The sequence below is a fragment of the Kitasatospora sp. GAS1066B genome (assembly GCF_041262605.1).
In the GTDB taxonomy this organism is placed as follows: domain Bacteria; phylum Actinomycetota; class Actinomycetes; order Streptomycetales; family Streptomycetaceae; genus Kitasatospora.
Window position 1 is genome coordinate 19642 of the sequence record NZ_JBGCCO010000053.1, and the last position, 19428, is coordinate 39069.

The 19428-nt window shown below is 71.0% G+C and carries 14 protein-coding genes and 4 tRNA genes; 7 read left to right on the forward strand and 11 right to left on the reverse strand.

Going from position 1 to position 19428, the window contains the following annotated elements:
- The first annotated feature begins 6 nt into the window (after positions 1–6).
- The gene (purM, locus tag ABH937_RS35925; protein ID WP_280691790.1) at positions 7–1077 is read left to right on the forward strand and encodes a phosphoribosylformylglycinamidine cyclo-ligase; all 1071 of its coding nucleotides are present in this window, start codon (positions 7–9) and stop codon (positions 1075–1077) included.
- Positions 1078–1224: 147 nt separating this feature from the next.
- On the opposite strand, the gene ABH937_RS35930 is transcribed toward purM, so the two are convergent.
- Both ABH937_RS35930 and ABH937_RS35935 read right to left on the reverse strand, forming a co-directional pair.
- Positions 1225–1482, reverse strand: coding sequence for a DUF3073 domain-containing protein (locus ABH937_RS35930; RefSeq protein ID WP_280691791.1), 258 nt, complete (start codon positions 1480–1482; stop codon positions 1225–1227).
- 358 nt (positions 1483–1840) lie between these two features.
- Positions 1841–3016: a Glu/Leu/Phe/Val dehydrogenase dimerization domain-containing protein gene (locus ABH937_RS35935; protein ID WP_280691792.1), complete on the reverse strand. Its 1176-nt coding sequence runs from the start codon at positions 3014–3016 to the stop codon at positions 1841–1843.
- A 169-nt stretch (positions 3017–3185) separates the two neighbouring features.
- Here ABH937_RS35935 and ABH937_RS35940 point away from each other — a divergent pair, with 169 nt between their 5' ends.
- Together ABH937_RS35940 and bldC are read left to right on the forward strand one after the other, a co-directional pair.
- Positions 3186–4115, forward strand: coding sequence for a hypothetical protein (locus ABH937_RS35940; RefSeq protein ID WP_280691793.1), 930 nt, complete (start codon positions 3186–3188; stop codon positions 4113–4115).
- A 552-nt stretch (positions 4116–4667) separates the two neighbouring features.
- Positions 4668–4919: a developmental transcriptional regulator BldC gene (gene bldC, locus ABH937_RS35945; RefSeq protein WP_370220659.1), complete on the forward strand. Its 252-nt coding sequence runs from the start codon at positions 4668–4670 to the stop codon at positions 4917–4919.
- Between the two features lie 297 nt (positions 4920–5216).
- Here bldC and ABH937_RS35950 read toward each other — a convergent pair.
- Positions 5217–5293: transfer RNA gene (locus tag ABH937_RS35950), tRNA-Asp, on the reverse strand.
- Between the two features lie 128 nt (positions 5294–5421).
- Positions 5422–9396, reverse strand: a complete 3975-nt coding sequence (gene hrpA / locus ABH937_RS35955; protein ID WP_280691794.1) for an ATP-dependent RNA helicase HrpA — start codon at positions 9394–9396, stop codon at positions 5422–5424.
- 541 nt (positions 9397–9937) lie between these two features.
- Here hrpA and ABH937_RS35960 point away from each other — a divergent pair.
- A complete protein-coding gene (locus tag ABH937_RS35960) occupies positions 9938–11242 on the forward strand; it encodes a glycosyltransferase 87 family protein (RefSeq protein ID WP_280691795.1) in 1305 nt (434 codons plus the stop codon).
- 5 nt (positions 11243–11247) lie between these two features.
- A complete protein-coding gene (locus tag ABH937_RS35965; RefSeq protein ID WP_370220660.1) occupies positions 11248–12888 on the forward strand; it encodes a DUF2079 domain-containing protein in 1641 nt (546 codons plus the stop codon).
- A gap of 254 nt (positions 12889–13142) precedes the next feature.
- Here the strand turns inward: ABH937_RS35965 and ABH937_RS35970 are convergent, their stop codons facing one another.
- Positions 13143–13370, reverse strand: coding sequence for a hypothetical protein (locus tag ABH937_RS35970; RefSeq protein ID WP_280691797.1), 228 nt, complete (start codon positions 13368–13370; stop codon positions 13143–13145).
- A gap of 363 nt (positions 13371–13733) precedes the next feature.
- Here ABH937_RS35970 and ABH937_RS35975 point away from each other — a divergent pair, with 363 nt between their 5' ends.
- The gene (locus tag ABH937_RS35975; RefSeq protein ID WP_030918248.1) at positions 13734–13937 is read left to right on the forward strand and encodes a cold-shock protein; all 204 of its coding nucleotides are present in this window, start codon (positions 13734–13736) and stop codon (positions 13935–13937) included.
- Between the two features lie 98 nt (positions 13938–14035).
- Here the strand turns inward: ABH937_RS35975 and ABH937_RS35980 are convergent, their stop codons facing one another.
- The 6 genes from ABH937_RS35980 to ABH937_RS36005 all read right to left on the reverse strand — a co-directional run bounded on the left by ABH937_RS35980 (position 14036) and on the right by ABH937_RS36005 (position 17288).
- Complete coding sequence (locus ABH937_RS35980) at positions 14036–15247, reverse strand: YncE family protein (RefSeq protein ID WP_370220661.1); 1212 nt, start codon at positions 15245–15247, stop codon at positions 14036–14038.
- 210 nt (positions 15248–15457) lie between these two features.
- Positions 15458–15534, reverse strand: a tRNA-Phe gene (locus ABH937_RS35985).
- 27 nt (positions 15535–15561) lie between these two features.
- Positions 15562–15635 (reverse strand) — tRNA-Asp (locus ABH937_RS35990).
- A 59-nt stretch (positions 15636–15694) separates the two neighbouring features.
- A tRNA-Glu gene (locus ABH937_RS35995) sits at positions 15695–15767 on the reverse strand.
- A 137-nt stretch (positions 15768–15904) separates the two neighbouring features.
- Positions 15905–16246 carry a metallopeptidase family protein gene (locus tag ABH937_RS36000; protein ID WP_280691799.1) on the reverse strand — a complete coding sequence of 114 codons (342 nt, stop codon included), beginning with the start codon at positions 16244–16246 and terminating at the stop codon, positions 15905–15907.
- A 439-nt stretch (positions 16247–16685) separates the two neighbouring features.
- Positions 16686–17288 (reverse strand): hypothetical protein, encoded by a 603-nt coding sequence (locus ABH937_RS36005; protein ID WP_280691800.1) that lies wholly within the window; start codon positions 17286–17288, stop codon positions 16686–16688.
- 284 nt (positions 17289–17572) lie between these two features.
- On the opposite strand from ABH937_RS36005, the gene ABH937_RS36010 reads away from it, so the two are divergent.
- Positions 17573–19428: DEAD/DEAH box helicase (locus tag ABH937_RS36010; protein ID WP_280691807.1), on the forward strand; the 1856-nt coding region annotated here is incomplete at its 3' end.

The window sequence follows — 19428 nt, forward strand, 5'->3', positions numbered from 1 at the left end:
GCAGCAGTGACCAGCAACGAGAGTGGCGCCACCTACGCCGCCGCCGGAGTCGACATCGAGGCGGGCGACCGCGCGGTGGAGCTCATGAAGCAGTGGGTGAAGAAGACCAACCGGCCCGAGGTGGTCGGCGGCCTCGGCGGCTTCGCCGGCCTCTTCGACATCTCCGCCCTGAAGCGCTACGAGCGCCCGCTGCTGGCCTCGGCCACCGACGGCGTCGGCACCAAGGTCGCGCTGGCCGCCGCCATGGACAAGCACGACACCATCGGCCACGACCTGGTCGGCATGGTCGTCGACGACCTGGTGGTCTGCGGCGCCGAGCCGCTCTTCATGACCGACTACATCTGCGTCGGCAAGGTCCACCCGGAGCGGGTCGCCCAGATCGTCAAGGGCATCGCCGAGGGCTGCGTGCTGGCCGGCTGCGCGCTGGTCGGCGGCGAGACCGCCGAGCACCCGGGCCTGCTGGGCCCCGACGAGTACGACGTCGCGGGCGCGGGCACCGGCGTGGTCGAGGCCGACGCGCTGCTCGGTGCGGACCGGGTGCGGGCCGGCGACGTGGTGATCGCGATGGCCGCCTCCGGGCTGCACTCCAACGGCTACTCGCTGGTCCGCCACGTGCTGCTGAACGAGGCCGGCTGGAAGCTCGACCGCGAGGTGGCCGAGTTCGGCCGCACGCTGGGCGAGGAGCTGCTGGAGCCGACCCGGATCTACTCGCTGGACTGCCTGGCGCTCACCCGCGCCACCGAGATCCACGCCTTCTCGCACGTCACCGGCGGCGGCCTGGCGGCCAACCTGGCCCGGGTGATCCCGGACGGCCTGCACGCCCGCCTGGACCGCGGCACCTGGACCCCGCTGCCGGTCTTCCAGACCGTCGCCGAGGTCGGCCGGATGCGGACCCTGGAGATCGAGAAGACCCTCAACATGGGCATCGGCATGGTCGCCGTGGTCCCGCCGGAGTCGGTCGACGTGGTGCTGTCGATCCTGGCGGACCGCGACGTCGAGGCCTGGCTGCTGGGCGACATCGTGGCCCGCGACGCGGAGCACGCGGCGGGCGCGGCGCTGTACGGCGAGTACGCGTAGCCACTGGACGGACGGTGGGCCCCTACGGGGGCCCTCCGGCGTTTCCGGGACCTGAGGGTCAGCCCGGCAGGGTCTGGCGCCGACGGTGCCCGGACACGCCGAAAACCGGCCCGGCGCGCTGGCGCTCGGGCCGGTCAGGACCTGAGGTCAAGCTCGGCGGCGGGCCTGGTGGTGGCCGACCTCCGCCTCCTGCTCGTCCTCGTCATCGTCGTCGTTGTAGTACTCCGCGTAAGCGGCGTAGGGGTCGTCCTCCTCGTCCTCTTCCTCAACCGGCTCAGGGTTGATCGAAGGAACGGGTGAAACGCCCAGCTCGCTGGACAGACGGTTAGCGTCGAAGCCGCCGCTGTTGTACTTCAGCTCGCGGGCGACCTTCGTCTGCTTGGCCTTGGCCCGGCCGCGCCCCATGGGTCGACCCCCTCAACGATGGGGCTCACGGCCCCGAGTCTGACACGTGTTCATGATCAGGAGCGGCTTGCCCGAAGCGGGAGAGCCGTCCCTTGGAGCATCAACGGTACCTGTTTCCGCCCTCGGACGGTACGTCGCCGGTGTGACGTGGCGCGCACTGTCGCCCCCCGGGACCAGGTCTCTCCTGGTCGGGCGGGTGTTTCCGGGCATTCGCAGTGGCCCGGTGGGTGTCCGGGACCGTCGTTCTCCGACCGATTATCCCCCGACCGTGGCGTTCGGGGCGCCCGATCGGGGGATATCCGGTGAATCCGGTTCCACATTGTGATGCGAAGTGATGCGGACCGGTCGGCTGCTCCGGTCAGGCCTTGCGCGCGCCGGGCAGCAGGATCGTGCGCAGAGCACTGATCTCGCGCATCCGCCGCTCCGCCAGCCGGTCGGCGGCGACGGCCGGCGGCACGCCGTCGGCGGTGGCCCGGGTGAAGATCTCCAGCGTGGTGTCGAAGATCTTGGTGGCCTTGTTCTTGGCGCGCTCGAAGTTGAAGCCGTCGATCTCGTCGGCCACCTGGATCACGCCGCCGGAGTTCACCAGGTAGTCGGGGGCGTAGAGGATGCCGCGGTCCGCCAGGTCCTTCTCCACACCCGGGTGGGCCAGCTGGTTGTTGGCCGCGCCGCAGACCACCGAGGTGCCCGCCGCGGTCAGCTGCGCGACCGTCGCGTCGTCCAGCGCGCCGCCCAGCGCACACGGGGCGTACACGTCCAGCTGGGCGCCCAGCAGCGCCGCGGTGTCGGCGACCACCTCGACGTCCGGGTGGGCGGCCCGCACCCGGTTGACGGCGGCCTCGGAGACGTCGGTGATGACCACGCTCGCGCCGTCCGCCACCAGGTGGCCGACCAGGTAGTGGCCGACCTTGCCGACGCCCGCGACGCCGACCCGCTTGCCGCGCAGCGTCGGCTGGCCCCAGCGGGCCTGGGCCGAGGCCCGCATGCCCTGGAAGACGCCGAAGGCGGTGAGGATCGAGGAGTCGCCGGCGCCGCCGTGCTCGGGGGAGCGGCCGGTGACGTAGTCGCACTCGCGCGCGATGACGTCCATGTCCTGGACGTAGGTGCCCACGTCACAGGCCGTGATGTAACGACCCGCCAGGGACTGCACGAAGCGGCCGTAGGCGCGCAGCAGCGCCTCGGACTTGTCGCCGCCCTCGCCCTTGGCCGTCGGGTCGCCGATGATCACGGCCTTGCCGCCGCCGAGGTCGAGGCCGGCCAGCGCGTTCTTGTAGCTCATCCCGCGGGAGAGCCGCAGCGCGTCCTCCAGCGCCTCCTCCTCGGTGGCGTACCGGTGGAAGCGGGTGCCGCCGAGGGCGGGGCCCAGCGCGGTCGAGTGGATGGCGATGATCGCCTTGAGGCCGGAGGTCCGGTCATGGCAGAGCACGACCTGCTCGTGCCCGTCGCCCGGGACGCCGTCCTGCTCAGTACGGAAGATCCGGCTCAGCACACCTGGTGCGGGGTGCGTCGCGGATACGGTGCGTACGTCGGTCACTGTGGTGACTCCAGTATCTGCTGGCCCGCTGCTGTGGTGCGGGCATCTACCGCGAAGCGTAGTCCGGGGCCCGGGCGCGGGGCTGCCCCTTGTTCGGATCCTGGACGCCGCCGCCGGGACCGTTCGGATCGGACCGATCCCGCCCGGCCGGTCGGTGGCCCGTGCGACGATGCAGGACGTGACCGCTGTGCAGACCTCCGTGCTGCCGCCCTACGCCGCCCACCTGCGGGTGTACGAGCCGCTGGCGGCGTATCCCGATCCGGAACGGGCCCGCTGGCAGGCGTACCTGGCCGATCGCGGACCTGACGCGGCGTCGGCCGGTGAACCGGTGGCGCGGGCGGCGCTGGAGGCGCAGCGGGGGGCGCTCGCCGAACTGCTTCCCCGACCCCCGTGGGCGCTGCCGATGGGGGCGCCCCCGGCCGAAGGCTGGGGGAGGGAGAGCGAGCAGGCCTTCGTGCGGCTCCTCGACGCGGTCACCTATGTCTGCCCGTGGGCGACCCGGCTGCGCAGCTGGCAGGCGCTGGACGAGCTGCGTGACTCGCTGCCGGTGGCGCTGCTGGACACCGTGCTGCCGCAGGCGGTCCGGGAGCAGGCGCAGGCGGCGCAGTCCCGCTGGCGGGCGGACCATCCGGACGCCCGGCCGTGGATCCTGACCAGCCGTTGGGAGGTGCCGTTGCGCTGGTTCCTGCCGTTCGGGGACGAGGAGCGGCACTACCTGCCGGCCGAGCCCGGGGCCGCGGCACAGCCGGGGCAGCCCGCCGCGCTCTTCTATCTGACCTCGATGGCGCAGGCCCGGCGCCGGGTGGCCCGGGCCTACCGGGTGCTGCGCGAGCAGCTGAAGGGCACACCGCTGGCGCTCGGGGCGGAGGAGGTGGGGCGCTGGCTGGAGGAGTTCCATCCGCGCTCGCTGGTGGAGCTGGACTACGGCGGGCTGGTGCACGCGATCGACGGCGAGCGGCTGGCGGCCGACCACTCGGCCGCCGAGGTGGCCGACGGGCTGGCGGCGCTGCGGGCCGGGGACGCCCAGGGGGCGGCGCGGGCGTACGAGGCGGTGGCGCGGCGCTGGCGCGAGGTGCTGGCGCTGCGGCAGGCCAACTGACGGGTGGGCCGGCAAGGGAACTGACCGTGGCTCAGCTCGGGGGAATGGCGGGGGTGTGACGCGGGCTCAGTGAGGGGGCGGGGCGAGACGGGTGTGAGTTCCGTGTTCGGCCGGCCGGGACCTAGGTCCTGGTTCGGGTCAATACCCCACGAACGTGACACTACTCACCGTTGACGCCAAGTCGCAGCTAAAGGTAAAAATGGGACAACCAGCCCAACTCTCCTCACTCTTGCCCACTTTTGGGTGGATCTGGGGTCGGTGTGCCCTTTGGGGGGAATCGATAGGTCTGGCCTCTCCGTTACCGGTTGTCACGATATGATGACTGTCCGCTATGGGGTGGTCCATCGCCATCCGTCGCTCTTGAACCCGTGAGGGGCCAATTTTGGCGGTTTGGTCGATAGGGCTGGACGGATGGTGTAGTTGTAGACACCAGGACAAGCCGTTCGTCCTATAACCGACTCGGTCCGTCTCTGCCATTTCGGGCATCGCGGGCCAAGGTGCAGAATTTGAAGGATAGAACCGCCCTGGTTCGGTTCTCCGAGGAGGCCGCTCATGACCGCTCGTACCCCTGACGCTGAGCCCCTGCTGACACCGGCAGAGGTCGCCACCATGTTCCGCGTGGACCCCAAGACGGTCACACGCTGGGCCAAGGCCGGCAAGCTCACGTCCATCCGCACGCTCGGCGGCCACCGCCGATACCGGGAGGCGGAGGTACGGGCTCTACTGGCCGGTATCCCCGCTCAGCGCACCGAGCTTCGTGGGCATAGTGACATGATCGTCAACCATTTCATGACTGTCATTTGACCAGTAAATGGCGGGCTCATGCATAACCACTGTGGCGCGTGGGGCGGGATTAAATCGGAATGGTGAGACTTTGGAAAGTCTCGCAAGTCAGTACAATTTTATATATTAAATCAGTGGATCCATAGGGGGGGTTCCGCCTGGCCGGGTTCAAGAAAACGTAAGTGACGACCGTCACAGGGGGTGCCCTCTTGAGCTCGGGGCCCGGCGCCGGTAGTGCGCTCCTGACGGTCCGTCGGCCGAACCGGGTGCTGGGACGACGAGAGGCCCGGAACCTGACGGTTCCGGGCCTCTCGCTGATGGCGACCCTGACGGGACTTGAACCCGCGACCTCCACCTTGACAGGGTGGCGAGCTAACCAACTGCTCCACAGGGCCAGGCTGTTCACTGTTTGCCTCAGTGATTTCCGCTGCTCGTGGCAGCGACAAGACAGATCGTACTGCATCCCGGGCCCCCAGGTCGAACCGGCCGCGGGCGGGGGCGGCCGGCCCGACCTGGGGCTCCCTCAGAGGGTGGCGGCGGCCGCGTCCATCGCCTTCAGGATCCGCTTCTCCGACACCGGTGAGGGGGTGCCGAGCGACTGGGCGAAGAAGCTGACCCGCAGCTCCTCGATCATCCAGCGGATCTGCCGGACCTCGGCGCTGGGCTGCTGCCCGGCCGGCACGGCCGCCAGCAGGTCGCCGTAGGCCCGCTGCACCTCCTGCACCTTGAGCAGGTGCTGCAGGTCGCGCTGCGGGTGGTTGGGCAGCGCCTCCAGGCGCCGGTCCACCGCGGCCAGGTAGCGCTTGACGTCCCCGAGTCGCTGCCAGCCGCTGTCGGTCACGAAGCCGGCGTGCACCAGCGAGGCCAGGTGCAGCTTCACGTCGTTCACGGCGGAGAGCAGCACCGGGCTGCTGACCGCCTTCAGCCGGGTCTGCGCCCGGTGGAAGGCGAGCAGGGCCGAGGCCGTCTTGAGCGTGGTGTCCGCCGACAGCTCGTACAGGTCGGCGCGGACCTTGTCGTACAGCTTGCCGAACGACTCCTCGTCCCAGGCCGGGCCGCCGGCCAGTGTCATCAGCCGGTCCGCGGCGCAGACGGTGATGTCCTCGAAGAGCGCCGGGATCGAGCCGTGCGGGTTGTAGGACAGGGCCAGCTTGGCCTGGTTGCCGAGCCGGGCCTGGATCCCCTTGGCCGGGGAGTTGATGGTGAGCAGCAGCAGCCGGCGGGTGCCCGCCCACATCGCCTGCGCCTGTGCCTGTGGGGTGTCGAAGAGCTTGATCGCCACGCTGTCGCGCTCGTCGGTGAAGGCGGGGTAGGCGCGCAGCGAGTGGCCCCGGGAGCGCTGCTCGAAGGTGCGCTGGAGCAGCGGCAGTCCCTCGGGCCAGGCGGTCAGGCCGGTGCGCTCGATGCCCTGCCCGGAGGCGGCCGAGGAGAGGGTCTCCTTGAGCTTGGGGGTGAGCTTGCGGCGCAGCTCCTCCAGGTCCTTGGACTCGGCGAGCCTGCGCTTGCCGTCCACCACCCGGAAGGTCACCTTGAGGTGGTCCGGGACCCGCTCGTCGTCCCAGGCCTCGGGTGGGATCGGCTGGCCGCCCATCCGGTGCAGGACGCGCTCCAGGGTGGGCAGCAAAGGCTCCTGACGGTCGGTCATCTCGCGCAGCGCGGCCTTGGCGAAGTCCGGGGCGGGCACGAAGTTGCGCCGGATCGCCTTGGGCAGCGAGCGGATCCAGGCGGTGACCAACTCGCCGCGCAGGCCCGGGATCTGCCAGTCGAAGCCCTCGGAGGAGACCTGGTTGAGCACCGGCAGCGGGATGTGCACCGTGACGCCGTCCGCGTCGCTGCCCGGTTCGAACTGGTAGGTCAGGCTGAAGCGGAGCTTGCCCTGGTGCCAGTAGTCCGGGTAGTCGGCCTCGGTGATGCCGTCGGCGGCATCGTTGATCAGCATCGACTTCTCGAAGTTGAGCAGGTCGGGCTGGTCGTGCCGGGTCTTCTTCCACCACGAGTCGAAGTGCCGGGTGGAGACGATCTCCTCGGGCAGCCGTGCGTCGTAGAAGTCGAAGAGGGTCTGGTCGTCGACCATGATGTCGCGCCGGCGGGCCCGGTTCTCCAGCTCCTCGACCTCGCCGAGCATCTTGCGGTTGGCGGCGAAGAAGTGGTGGTGGGTCTCCCAGTCGCCCTCGACCAGGGCGTTGCGGATGAACAGCTCGCGGCAGAGCTCGGGGTCGATCCGGCCGTAGTTGATCTTGCGCTGGGCGACGATCGGCATCCCGTAGAGGGTGACCCGCTCGAAGGCCATCACCGCGCCGGCCTTCTTCTCCCAGTGCGGCTCGCTGTAGGTCCGCTTGATCAGGTGGCCGGCCAGCGGCTCGACCCACTCGGGCTCGATCTTGGCGTTGATCCGGGCCCAGAGCCGGGAGGTCTCCACCAACTCGGCGGACATCACCCAGCGCGGCGGCTTCTTGAAGAGACCGGAACCCGGGAAGACCGCGAACCGGGCGCCCCGGGCGCCGCCGTACTCGCGCTTCTCCACGTCGAAGAGACCGAGGTGGGAGAGGAGTCCGGCGAGCAGCGACTGGTGGATCCGGTCGGCGTCCGGCTCGGCATCCGGATGGGGTTCCTCGATGCTCACGCCCAACTGCTTGGCCACTGTGCGAAGTTGGGTGTAGATGTCCTGCCACTCCCGTATCCGCAGGTAGTTCAGGAACTCGGCCTTGCACATCCGGCGGAAGGCGGAGGAGGAGAGCTCCTTCTGCTGCTCCCTGACGTAGCGCCACATCGCCAGGTACGAGAGGAAGTCGGAGGTCTCCGAGGTGAACCGGCGGTGCCGGTCGTCGGCCGCCTGGCGCTTCTCGGTCGGGCGCTCGCGCGGGTCCTGGATGGAGAGCGCGGCGGCGATCACCATGACGTCGCGCACGCAGCCGTTCTTGTCCGCCTCCAGCACCATCCGGGCCAGTCGCGGGTCGACCGGCAGCTGGGCGAGCTTGCGGCCCAGCGTGGTGAGCCGCTTGCGCGGATCCTTCTGCTCGGGGTCCAGCGCGCCGAGCTCGTGGAGCAGGCTGACGCCGTCCTTGATGTTGCGCGAGTCCGGCGGGTCGAGGAACGGGAAGGCGGCGATGTCGCCGAGGCCGGCCGCGGTCATCTGCAGGATGACGGAGGCCAGGTTGGTGCGCAGGATCTCGGCGTCGGTGAACTCGGGGCGGGCGAGGAAGTCCTCCTCCGAGTAGAGCCGGATGCAGATGCCGTCGCTGGTCCGGCCGCAGCGGCCCTTGCGCTGGTTGGCGCTGGCCTGGCTGATCGCCTCGATCGGCAGCCGCTGGACCTTGGTGCGATGGCTGTAGCGCGAGATCCGGGCGGTGCCGGGGTCGATCACGTACTTGATGCCGGGCACGGTCAGCGAGGTCTCGGCCACGTTGGTGGCGAGCACGATCCGGCGGGAGGTGGAGCGCTGGAAGACCTTGTGCTGCTCGGCGGAGGAGAGCCGGGCGTAGAGCGGCAGCACCTCGGTGAACTTCAGGTTCAGCTTGTTCAGCGCGTCCGCGGTGTCCCGGATCTCACGCTCGCCGGAGAGGAAGACCAGGATGTCGCCCGGGCCCTCGGCCTGCAGCTCCTGGGCGGCCTCGCAGATCGCCTGGATCTGGTCGCGGTCGCGGTCGACGGCGCTGTCGTCCTCGTCACCGGCGTCCTCGGCCAGGTCGTCGACCAGCGGCCGGTAGCGGACCTCCACCGGGTAGGTGCGCCCGGAGACCTCGACGATCGGGGCGTCGCCGAAGTGGTGGGCGAAGCGCTCGGGGTCGATCGTCGCGGAGGTGATCACGACCTTGAGGTCGGGGCGGCGCGGCAGCAGCTGCTTCAGGTAGCCGAGGATGAAGTCGATGTTGAGGCTGCGCTCGTGCGCCTCGTCGATGATCAGGGTGTCGTACTGGTGCAGCTCGCGGTCGGTCTGGATCTCGGCCAGCAGGATGCCGTCGGTCATCAGCTTGACCAGGGTGTCCTGGCCGACCTGGTCGGTGAACCTGACCTTCCAGCCGACCGCCTCGCCCAGCGGGCTGTTCATCTCCTCGGCGACCCGCTCGGCCACCGTGCGGGCGGCGATCCGGCGCGGCTGGGTGTGGCCGACCAGGCCCTGGACGCCGCGGCCCAGCTCCAGGCAGATCTTGGGGATCTGGGTGGTCTTGCCGGAGCCGGTCTCGCCCGCCACGATCACCACCTGGTGGTCGCGGATGGCCGCCAGGATCTCGTCCTTCTTCTGACTGACCGGCAGCTCCGCCGGGTAGTTGATCGCCGGCACCGCCGCGCGGCGCTGCGCCACGCGCCCCTCGGCCTTGGCGATCTCACCGGCCAGCTCGGCGGCGATCTTCTGCCGGGCCTCGGTGCCGCGGGCCCGGCGCGCCCCGTCCAACCGACGGCCGATCCGCTGCTGGTCGCGCAGCGTCAGCTCGGGCAGCCGGGCGGCCAGCTCGCCGATGGTCGGCGCGTCGGCCGGCTGGACAGCGGGGGAACTCATCGCGGGCATCCCTCTAGGGTCGCAAACGGCGGCGGTGCGCCGCACCTGTGTTTCTGCGGGTGGTGACTGGCGTCTCCAAGTGTCACACCCGGGGGAGCCCGGCCATCCGCAGGTCGTGCGGCCGGCCCGGTGCTGCCGCCGGGGGCCGGATTCGACGTGCGGCGCGTTTCTCAGGTGATTCGACGGCCGGCCACCAACGAATTTCTCATCCGGCAGGTCGATGCTGTCGGAACCCGGATGAAGCGCCCGCCCGGCACCGAGCGCGCCGAGGCGAGTGCGGCGGGAGCATCCGGCCGTCACGGCACGGTGGGCGGCAGTTCGGGTGGCGTTACCATCAACCGGGTGTGACACCCCTGTGACAGTTGGCGTGATGGGGGTCACTGAGTGCCGGGTGGGGGTGCGACTAGCGTGGCGAGGTCAGCGTCCTGGACTGCGCCGTGTCGTTCGTTCACACCCAGGCTCCACGTCACGAGAGGCAGCAGCAGAAGGATGTCCACGACCACGCGGCAGCGCTGCGAGCACCCGAGCCCAGCGGCCTGTCGTGGGTGACCGCGGCGAACCCGGGGCGCCCGCTCGTTCGCGGCTGTTCGGCACCACCGGGGTGGCCGCCACCGCGGCCGTGGTCTCGCTGGGCCTCTTCGCCATCTGGCGGCACTTCCAGGCGGTCTCGATGGTGGACATGCTGGTCTACCGCGCCGAGGGCCAGGCCGTCGTGAGCGGGCACGACCTCTACACGATGCGGCTGCCCGGCTGGGACCTGGCGGCCACCTATCCGCCGTTCGCCGCGATGCTCTTCGTGCCGAGCACCTGGTTCGCGGTCAGCATGCTGCGCGGGCTGGTGATGATCCTCAACGTCGGGCTGCTCGGCCTGCTCGGCTGGCTCTCCTTCACGCTGGTCGGCTGGCCGCGCCGGCGCTTCCGGCTGGCCGGGACGTTGCTGGTGGCCGGCTTCGGGGTCTGGCTGGAGCCGGTCTGGACCACGCTGCAGTACGGCCAGGTCAACCTGGGTGTGGCCTGCCTGGTGCTCTACGACCTGACCCGTCCCGACCGGCACCGCGGCAAGGGCATCGGGATCGGCCTGGCCGCCGGCCTCAAGCTCACCCCCGGCCTGTTCGCCGTCTATCTGCTGCTCACCGGCCGGATCCGGGCCGCGCTGGTGGCCGGCGGCACCTTCCTCGCCACCGTGCTGGTCGGCGTCTTCGCGTTGCCCGGCGCCTCCTGGGGGTTCTGGAGCAAGTACGTCTGGGACACCAGCCGGGTCGGCGTCACCGAGCTGGTGGACGACCAGTCGGTGCGCGGGGCGGTGGCCCGGCTGCTGAGCAAGCACGACCCGGGCATGCTGGCCACCCTGGGCAGCGGGCTGGCACTGGTGCTGGGGCTGACCATCGCGGTGCTGGCGGCCCGCTCGACCCGGGAGATCCGGCGGGCCGAGGCCTGGGGCGTGGTCTGCACCGCGCTCACCGCGCTGCTGCTGTCGCCGATCAGCTGGACCCACCACTGGATCTGGTGCGTGCCGCTGCTGATCCTGCTCGGCGCGGAGACCGCTCAGGAGCTGGCCAGGCCGCGCGGGGTGCGCCGGTTGCACTGGCGGCCGTTGCTGGCGTTCACCGCCATGGCCTTCCTCTCCTACGCGATGTGGCTGGTCCCACAGTCCGCCGGGCTCGGGGTGCCCTGGTACTGGCAGGTACCCTCGTCGATCTATCCGCTGACCGGGATCGTCGTGCTGGCCGTGATGGGCCTGCGACTGCTGCGGATCCACCGACCGACCATCGCACGGTTGACCCGAAGCAAGGTCGAGCCGCTCGACCGGAGCGCGCGGGACGCCTCCCTGACAAGGCAGAGCTGAACTTGATGACGTCCCAGACCGACCTCCAGACGCCCACCGTCCCGGCGCCGCGGACCCGGACGCGGGCCCAGGCGCTGGCGCCGCTGCTCACCAGGTTCTCCGCCCGGGCGGCCTCGAGCCGCGGCCGGGCGGTGCTGCTGAGCCTGCTCTGCTTCGGCGTCTGCTTCGCGATCGGGATCCAGCAGTGGACCTCCGCCCAGCTCGGCGGCTTCGACCTCGGGATCTTCGACCAGGGGGTGCGCGGCTACGCCCACTTCGGGCTGCCGCTCTCCACGGTCAAGAGCGTGCACCACGAGTTCCCGCCCGGTTTCTCGATCCTGGGCGACCACTTCTCGCCGATCCTGGCGCTGCTCGCCCCCCTGTACTGGATCTGGAACGACCCGCGCGCGCTGCTGCTCGGCCAGGCCCTGCTCTTCGCCGCCGGCGTGCCGCTGATCCGGCGGATCACCGCGATCGCCTTCGAAGCCGCGCCGGACCGCGACCGGCGCCGGGCGATGGACCTGGCCGGGCTCGCCTACGGGCTGGGCTGGCCGCTGCTGGTCGCCTCCCGGGTCGGCTTCCACGAGGTCGGCTTCGCCGTCCCGCTCACCCTGCTGATGCTGGAGCGCGGGATGTCCCGGCGGTACGGCCTGGTGGCCGTCGCCGCGCTGCTGCTCTGCTGCACCAAGGAGGACCTCGGCCTGCTGGTCGGGGCCTACGGCCTGGTGCTGGTCCTGCGCTGCCGCAAGGCCGCCGACCGGCGCGGGCTGCGGATCGGCGCGGGCCTGCTGGTGTTCGGGCCGCTCGCCTCGCTGGTCACGATCCAGTGGCTGCTGCCCGCGCTGGGCGGCCAGCCCGGCTACTACTGGAACTACCAGGAGTTGGGCGCCAACGCCGGCGACGCGGTCAACCACGTGCTGCACAACCCGTGGCTGCTGGTGGAAGGCGCGTTCAGCGCGCCGCTCAAGCCGCTGCTGGTGCTCTGGCTCTTCGGCACCCTGCTGCTGCTGCCGCTGCGCTCGCTCACCGTGCTCTGCCTGGTGCCGCTGCTCACCGAGCGGATCCTGTCCACCAACCCCAACCACTGGTCGATCGCCCGGCACTACGACTCGTTCCTGTGGCCGATCCTGCTGACCGCCTCGATAGAGGTGCTCGGCCGGATGTACGCCGTCGAGCGCCGCCGCAAGCTGGCCCGCCGGCTGGGCCTGGGCACCGTGGCGGTCACCGTCGCGGTCGCCGTACCGCTGGGACTCGCCTCGCTGGCGGTGCCGGCCTACTGGAAGGCCGCGCCGAGCGAGGCCGCGCTGCTGCGGGCCAGCAAGCTGATCCCGGACGGGGCCACCGTGGAGGCCGACAACCAGGTGGTGCCGCGGCTGACCGCCCGGACCCATGTGGTGCTGGTGGACCAGACCCCGCGCGGGATGGACTACGTGCTGATCCGCTCCAATGCCCGGGCCTTCCCGTTCGCCACCGACAAGGAGCAGGCCGACCGGATCCAGCTGCTGCTGGCCAACGGCTACCAGCAGATCTGGGCCGAGGACGGCGCGGTGCTGCTGCACCGGGTCGGCCACCCGCCGATCCCGGGCCAGCAGTTGCCGGGGCCGGGCAGCACGCCGGTGCAGGACGTGGTGCCCTCCGACGTGGGGCACAACCTGTTCCTGGGGTGACGGACCTGTAGGTGGCCGGTGCTGCGGATCGGGCGGGCGGCCGGGTCGAACCGGTGGGAGGACCGGGCGCCGGCGGTACGGGGCCGAGGTCGGCGGCACGCCGAGTTCGGCCGTCGCCCTGAGGAGGACGGCCGTTTTCCGGCCGGTCGATTTTCGAGACTTTCGCGTTCGAAACGGGTGCGTTAAATGTCCGAATTCGACAGTTTCGACGCCGACCGGCGTCGGTGCGTCACATCAGCCGCGCAGCGGCCGCGTCACAGCAGGAAAAGCTTGGCGAAGGGTGCCGTGATCCGCTCCTGCCGTGAACCGAAGTCGACGAGCACCGCGATCGCGCCGTCGCCCTCGACACTGATCGTCCGGCCGAGGCCGAACTCGTCGTGCGACACGCGGTCGCCGACAGCGAATCGCTTGGCTGGCGGCGGAGTCGCGACTCGGAATGGACTGGTGGGCAGGTGGCGCCGGGGGGAGGTTGGATTCGTCATCGTTGCCAGTATGCGCCAGTTCCGAGGGGCCGGGGTGATCCTGGCGGCCGAAATTTCGTGATCATGGCGCCTTGTCCGCCGGCGCCCGGCCCCCGGCGCTGAGCCCGGGCAGGACGCGACGCTGCGTGTCCGGCCGCCCACCGCTGAGGTGTGAGAAGTCGCTCGGCCGGAATCCCCCGTTTCGGATCGGACCCTGCTACAGTCGGCTTAGTTGCAGTTTTGGTTCCCATGAACTTTGTGTGCGCCTGCTGGTCTGACCGCAGGCGCATTTTGTTTCCCGGGCGTTCACCGGGCGGGCCATCATCGCGGCGACGCGAAGCTCGCGTGGTGTGAGTTTCTTGCTGCCCATTTAGGGAGATTTCCATGGCTAACGGCACTGTGAAGTGGTTCAACGCGGAAAAGGGCTTCGGCTTCATTGAGCAGGAGGGTGGCGGCCCGGACGTGTTCGCCCACTACTCGAACATCAACGCCAATGGCTTCCGCGAGCTGCTCGAGGGCCAGAAGGTCGAGTTCGACGTCACGCAGGGCCAGAAGGGCCCGCAGGCGGAGAACATTCGCCCCCTCTAGTTCTTCCACTGCCCGGCTCACGCCCGGCAGCAAGGGCCGGCATCGCGCGACTGCGCGGTGCCGGCCCTTCGGCGTTCCCGAAGTGTTCGAACGGCGGTTCAGCCCGCCGACGGTGACAGGTCGCCCAGCAGGTCCGCGGCGATCCGCCCGGTCCGCTCGCGCTGCGGGAAGGCCCCGACGGGGACCCGGGCGACCTCCGTGGCGGTGCGGTAGTCGATCACCGAGACCTCGTCGGCCTTGCTGAGCGAGACGAAGCAGAGCATGCCGTCCGCGCTGGTGGTGCCCCAGTACGGGAGGCTGCCGGTGGGGTAGTCGACCGTCCCCCGGGTGCCGAGGTCGGAGGTGGCGACGATCGCCGTGTAGTCGTCGATCGTCCCGACGTCGCACAGGCTCGCGCCGTCGCCGGAGACGGCCAGGCCGTGGTGGGCGGAGTTCTGCGGGTAGCTGTCCGGGGCGAGCGCGGCGCCGGCCGCGCTGTACGGCATCTGGACCGTGTCGACGACGTTGCCGGTGGACAGGTCGTACTTGGCGAAGCCGTTGAGGTACGAGAGGTCGGTGTACATGGTGCGCCCGTCGCCCTCGATCACGTTCGGGCGGATGCCGTGCGGTAACTGCCAGGTCTGGACCACCTTCAGGGTGGTGGCGTCCACCTTGGTCAGCTGGAACGAGCCCTTGGCCCACTCCATCGCCTGGGGGAACGAGGTGATCCCGATGCTGGAGTTGTAGATGTACTTGCCGTCGGGCGAGTAGTCGTTCTGGTGCGGGTAGGTCCCGGTCGGGAAGGTGCCGACGACGCTGCCGCTCGCGGTGTCGAGCACCTCCGCCTCCTGCGCGGTGGTCGCCGAGACCACGTACCGGGTGCCGTCCGGGGAGAGCGCGGCGTGGTCCGCCTTGAAGCCGTCCAGCCGGGTTCGCCAAAGCTGAGCACCACTCGCGATGTCGTAGGCGGCGACGTCGTCCAGGTTGCCGCGCGAGACGTAGAGCGTGCGGCCGTCGGGGGACAGGGTCGCGTCGTCGACGTACCGGTTACCGCCTTCGACCGAGGTGACGCTCTGGTAGCCGATCCACTGGATCGGGTCCATCGCGGCGATCCGCTGCTGGGCGTCGGCGGTGACGTTGAGCGAGCCGAGGTTCTGGAAGGTATGGGCGTCGATGAAGCTGACCGTGCCCGCGGCGCTGTTGCCGACCACGAGGACGTCGCGGAAACCGGAGTCGGCGGATGCCGCGGAACCGGGCAGCGCCAGCACGCCGGCGAGGGCGACGGCGGCGGCTGCGAGGGAAGTGATGCGTCTGGCGTGCGTGCTGCTCACCCGGGCCTCCCAAGGAGGGAACAGAATATGAGGGGGCGTCATGTCCAGCGCTGGTTACTCGACGGTACTGAGCCCCCGCAGGCCCGGCAAGAGTGCTGCCGCAGGAGAGTTCGGCGATCCGACGGTCGCCGCGCCATCGGTCTCGGGCGTCGGGCGACACGAAAACGCCCCCGAGCGATTCGCTTCGGGGGCGTCGTGTTCGATCGTGCGTGGTGGCCAGGGCCGGGGTCGAACCGGCGACCTTCCGCTTTTCAGGCGGACGCTCGTACCAACTGAGCTACCTGGCCGTACTGCACCATCCCTTGCGGGATGAGCGATCCTGACGGGACTTGAACCCGCGACCTCCACCTTGACAGGGTGGCGAGCTAACCAACTGCTCCACAGGACCTCGACAGAGCCTTGCGACCCTGGACTTTACTACGTGTACTGCTGCCTTGCGATACCGCGTGCCCCCAACGGGATTCGAACCCGTGCTACCGCCTTGAAAGGGCAGCGTCCTGGGCCACTAGACGATGAGGGCTTTCGGCCCGCCCGGCTGATCTCCAGCGGTCGGGGACGTGAGAAGCATATGGGATGTCGGCGGGAACGCCAAAACGGTTTCGGGTCGGCTCGGCCGTGGGCGGGGCTGCGACCTGGGCGGTTGGGTGGGCGGGTCGGTCAGGACCAGCCGAGCTCGTGCAACTCGTGGTCGTCGAAGCCGAAGTGGTGGGCCACTTCGTGGATCACGGTGGTGCGGACCTCGGCGACGGCGAGTTCCCGGGTCTCGCACAGGCGCAGGGTGGGGCCGCGGTAGACGATGATCCGATCGGGGAGGACGCCGGCGTACCACTCGCCGCGCTCGGTGAGGGGGGTGCCCTCGTAGAGGCCGAGCAGCTCGGGGGTCGCGGGGTCGGGCTCGTCCTCGACGAAGACGGCCACGTTGTCCATCATCGCCGCGAGCTGCGGGGGGATCTGGTCGAGGGCGTCGCTGACCAGCAATTCGAATTCGTCCCGGCTCATGTCCACGGGCCCATTGTCGGGGGCGCGGTGAGGGCGTGCCAGGTGATGGTCCGTCCGGTTGGGGCGATCCGGTGTGGAACGGGCCGTGTCCCCGGGGCGCGATGGGCGTTGGGCACCACAAGGGGCCGCGGGTCGGTGCGGCCGGGGTGGGGCGTGCGGGAGAGGCGGCGGCAATGGTTCCGACGGGTGCGAGCTGGCGTTCGAGCGGCCGGAGTGCGGCGGTGCGGGCCGTCGCCAGGCGGGTGCGGCCGGGCCGGGAGCGGGTCTCGGCGGCGGCGCGGGTGCGCGGTGGCCGGATGGCGGTCGCCGCTCGGGCGCAGGGCGCGGTCCGGGGATCGGAGCGGGCGGCGGTGTTCCGCTCGGTGGCGGTGCGGACGGCTGTGCTGGCGCTCGCCGGGCTGAGTGCGGCGGGCTGCATGGAGGTCGGGTCCGGCGGCGATCAGCAGCCGGTCGGGCACGCCTCGGGGGCGGCCGGGCCGAGCGGGCGGCCGTCCAGCGGGGCCAGCGCCCCGGCGCGGCCCGGGACGCGGTCGGAGCGGGGCAGCGGGCGGAGTGGGGGCGCGTCGGGTTCCCCGGCGGCGGCCGGGGCGACGGGTGGCGAGGTGGCACCCGTGAGCGACCCGAGCGCGGGCACCTCGCCGGCGCCCGGGCAGCCCGGCGGCGTGGTCGCGGTGCCCCCGCCGCCGCAGGAGGCCAATGCACAGGGGGCGCTCGGCGGTGCGGCGGGCGCCGGAGCGGTCGGTGGTGCGCCGGGCGCGCCCGGGGGGCCGGGCGGCGGGCATGGCGTCGGGGCCGCCGGTGGTGCGGGGACGCCGGGTGCGGGTGGCCCGGGCGCCGGCGGCGGGGCGTCGGCGAGCCCCGGTGGCTCGGGTGGGGCGGCCGGCCCCGGCGGCGCCACCGGTGGCGGCGGCACGGCCGCTCCCGGGTCCTCCGGCGGCCCGTCGGGCGGTGCCGGCCACCCGTCGAGCCCGCCGCCGTCCCAGAGCGCCACGCCCGCGCCGTCCGCGAGCGGCAGCGGCTCGGGCGGTGGTGCAGGGGGCACCGGGGGTGGAACGGGTAGCGGATCCGCTGCCGGGGGCGCCGGTTCGGGCGCACATTGACGGGTGGACCAGCGCGTTTGCCTTCGGAGTGATGGCTCGTCTATGGTGGTAGATCGTTCGTTTGATCCATTTGACTGGCGCCCTGTTCCCATCTGGCGCCCTTGGCGCGTTCCGGCGATCCGTGGCTGACCGCATAGAGGCGGTTGTAAGTCATTACCCCGGACTTTGGCGCGTGCCACTTCCGGAAGGTTTTGCATTGTCTCTCGTTGACGACGACCGCTTCGTCATGCCCGTGAACACCCAGGACGAGGCCCTCGACGCCGCCGACCTGACCGACACGGACCCCACCAACGACTCCCTGGCCGACGCCGAGGTGCTGGACGCCCTTGACGCCGAGGCCGAGGCCCTCGAGGACGACACCCTCGAGGACGACGCCGAGCCCACCGTCACCTTCGGTGACCTGGGCCTGCACGACGACGTGGTGCGCGCCCTCGCCAAGCGTGGCGTCACCACCCCGTTCCCGATCCAGGCCGCGACCATCCCGGACGCGCTGGCCGGCAAGGACGTGCTGGGCCGTGGCCGCACCGGCTCCGGCAAGACCCTGAGCTTCGGTCTGCCGCTGCTCACCCGCCTCGCCGACGGCGAGCGCACCAAGCCCAAGCACCCGCGCGGCCTGATCCTGGTCCCGACCCGCGAGCTGGCCATGCAGGTCGCCGACGCGCTGGAGCCGTTCGGCTCGGTGCTCGGCCTCAAGCTCAAGGTCGTCTGCGGCGGCACCTCGATGTCGAACCAGATCTACGCGCTGGAGCGCGGTGTCGACGTCCTGGTCGCCACCCCCGGCCGCCTGCGCGACCTGATCAACCGCGGCACCGCCAAGCTCGCCGACGTCCAGACCGTCGTGCTCGACGAGGCCGACCAGATGGCCGACATGGGCTTCCTGCCCGAGGTCACCGAGATCCTCGACCAGGTGCCGACCGGCGGCCAGCGCCTGCTCTTCTCCGCCACGCTGGAGAACGAGATCGACACGCTGGTCAAGCGCTACCTGAGCAACCCGGTCACCCACGAGGTCGACGCGGCCCAGGGCGCGGTCACCACCATGAGCCACCACATCCTCGTGGTGAAGCCCAAGGACAAGGCGCCGATCACCAACGCGATCGCCGCTCGCAAGGGCCGCACGATCATCTTCGTCCGCACCCAGATGGGCGCCGACCGGGTCGCCGAGCAGCTGCTCGAGGCCGGGGTGAAGGCCGACGCGCTGCACGGCGGCATGACGCAGGGCGCCCGTACCCGGGTGCTGGGCGACTTCAAGGACGGCTACGTCAACGTGGTCGTCGCCACCGACGTCGCGGCCCGCGGCATCCACGTGGACGGCATCGACCTGGTGCTGAACGTGGACCCGGCCGGCGACCACAAGGACTACCTGCACCGCTCCGGCCGCACCGCGCGCGCCGGCCGCTCGGGCGCCGTGGTCACCCTGGTGCTGCCGCACCAGCGTCGCGGTGTCTTCCGCCTGATGGAGGACGCGGGCGTCGACGCCAGCCGCCACATCCTGGACCACGCCTTCGACGCCGAGGTCGCCAAGATCACCGGCGCTCGCTCGCTGATCGAGGTCCAGGCGGAGAGCGCCTCGGGCATCGCCGGTGCGGCGGAGCGCGAGGTCGCCGAGATGACCCGTCAGCTGGAGCGCGCGCAGCGTCGGGCGAACGAGCTGCGCGAGGAGGCCGACCGCCTCACCGCGCGGGCCGCCCGCGAGCGGGCCGAGCTCGGCATCGAGGACGAGGAGCCGGCTGCCGAGGCCGCCGAGTCGGCCGAGGCCGTGGCCGTGGCCGAGCAGCCGGTGCGCGAGCCTCGCGAGGAGCGGACCCCGGCGTACCGGGAGCCGCGCAACGAGCGGCCGTCCTACGGTGACCGGGACAACCGTGGTGACCGTGGCGGTTTCAGTGGTGGCGGTCGTGACCGTGATGACCGTGGTGGTCGTTCGTTCGGTGGGGACCGTCCGGCGCGTTCGTTCGGTGACCGGGACAACCGTGGCGGCTTCGGCGGCGGTGGTCGTGACCGTGATGACCGTGGTGGTCGTTCGTTCGGTGGGGACCGTCCGGCGCGTTCGTTCGGTGACCGGGACAACCGTGGTGACCGTGGCGG

Bases quoted from the DNA above. Each gene is read 5' to 3' on its own strand.
- ABH937_RS35930 (WP_280691791.1), bottom strand. From the start codon at position 1,482: ATGGGGCGCGGCCGGGCCAAGGCCAAGCAGACGAAGGTCGCCCGCGAG.
- ABH937_RS35940 (WP_280691793.1), top strand. From the start codon at position 3,186: ATGCAGGACGTGACCGCTGTGCAGACCTCCGTGCTGCCGCCCTACGCC.
- bldC (WP_370220659.1), top strand. From the start codon at position 4,668: ATGACCGCTCGTACCCCTGACGCTGAGCCCCTGCTGACACCGGCAGAG.
- hrpA (WP_280691794.1), bottom strand. From the start codon at position 9,396: ATGAGTTCCCCCGCTGTCCAGCCGGCCGACGCGCCGACCATCGGCGAG.
- ABH937_RS35965 (WP_370220660.1), top strand. From the start codon at position 11,248: ATGACGTCCCAGACCGACCTCCAGACGCCCACCGTCCCGGCGCCGCGG.
- ABH937_RS35970 (WP_280691797.1), bottom strand. From the start codon at position 13,370: ATGACGAATCCAACCTCCCCCCGGCGCCACCTGCCCACCAGTCCATTC.
- ABH937_RS35975 (WP_030918248.1), top strand. From the start codon at position 13,734: ATGGCTAACGGCACTGTGAAGTGGTTCAACGCGGAAAAGGGCTTCGGC.
- ABH937_RS36000 (WP_280691799.1), bottom strand. From the start codon at position 16,246: ATGAGCCGGGACGAATTCGAATTGCTGGTCAGCGACGCCCTCGACCAG.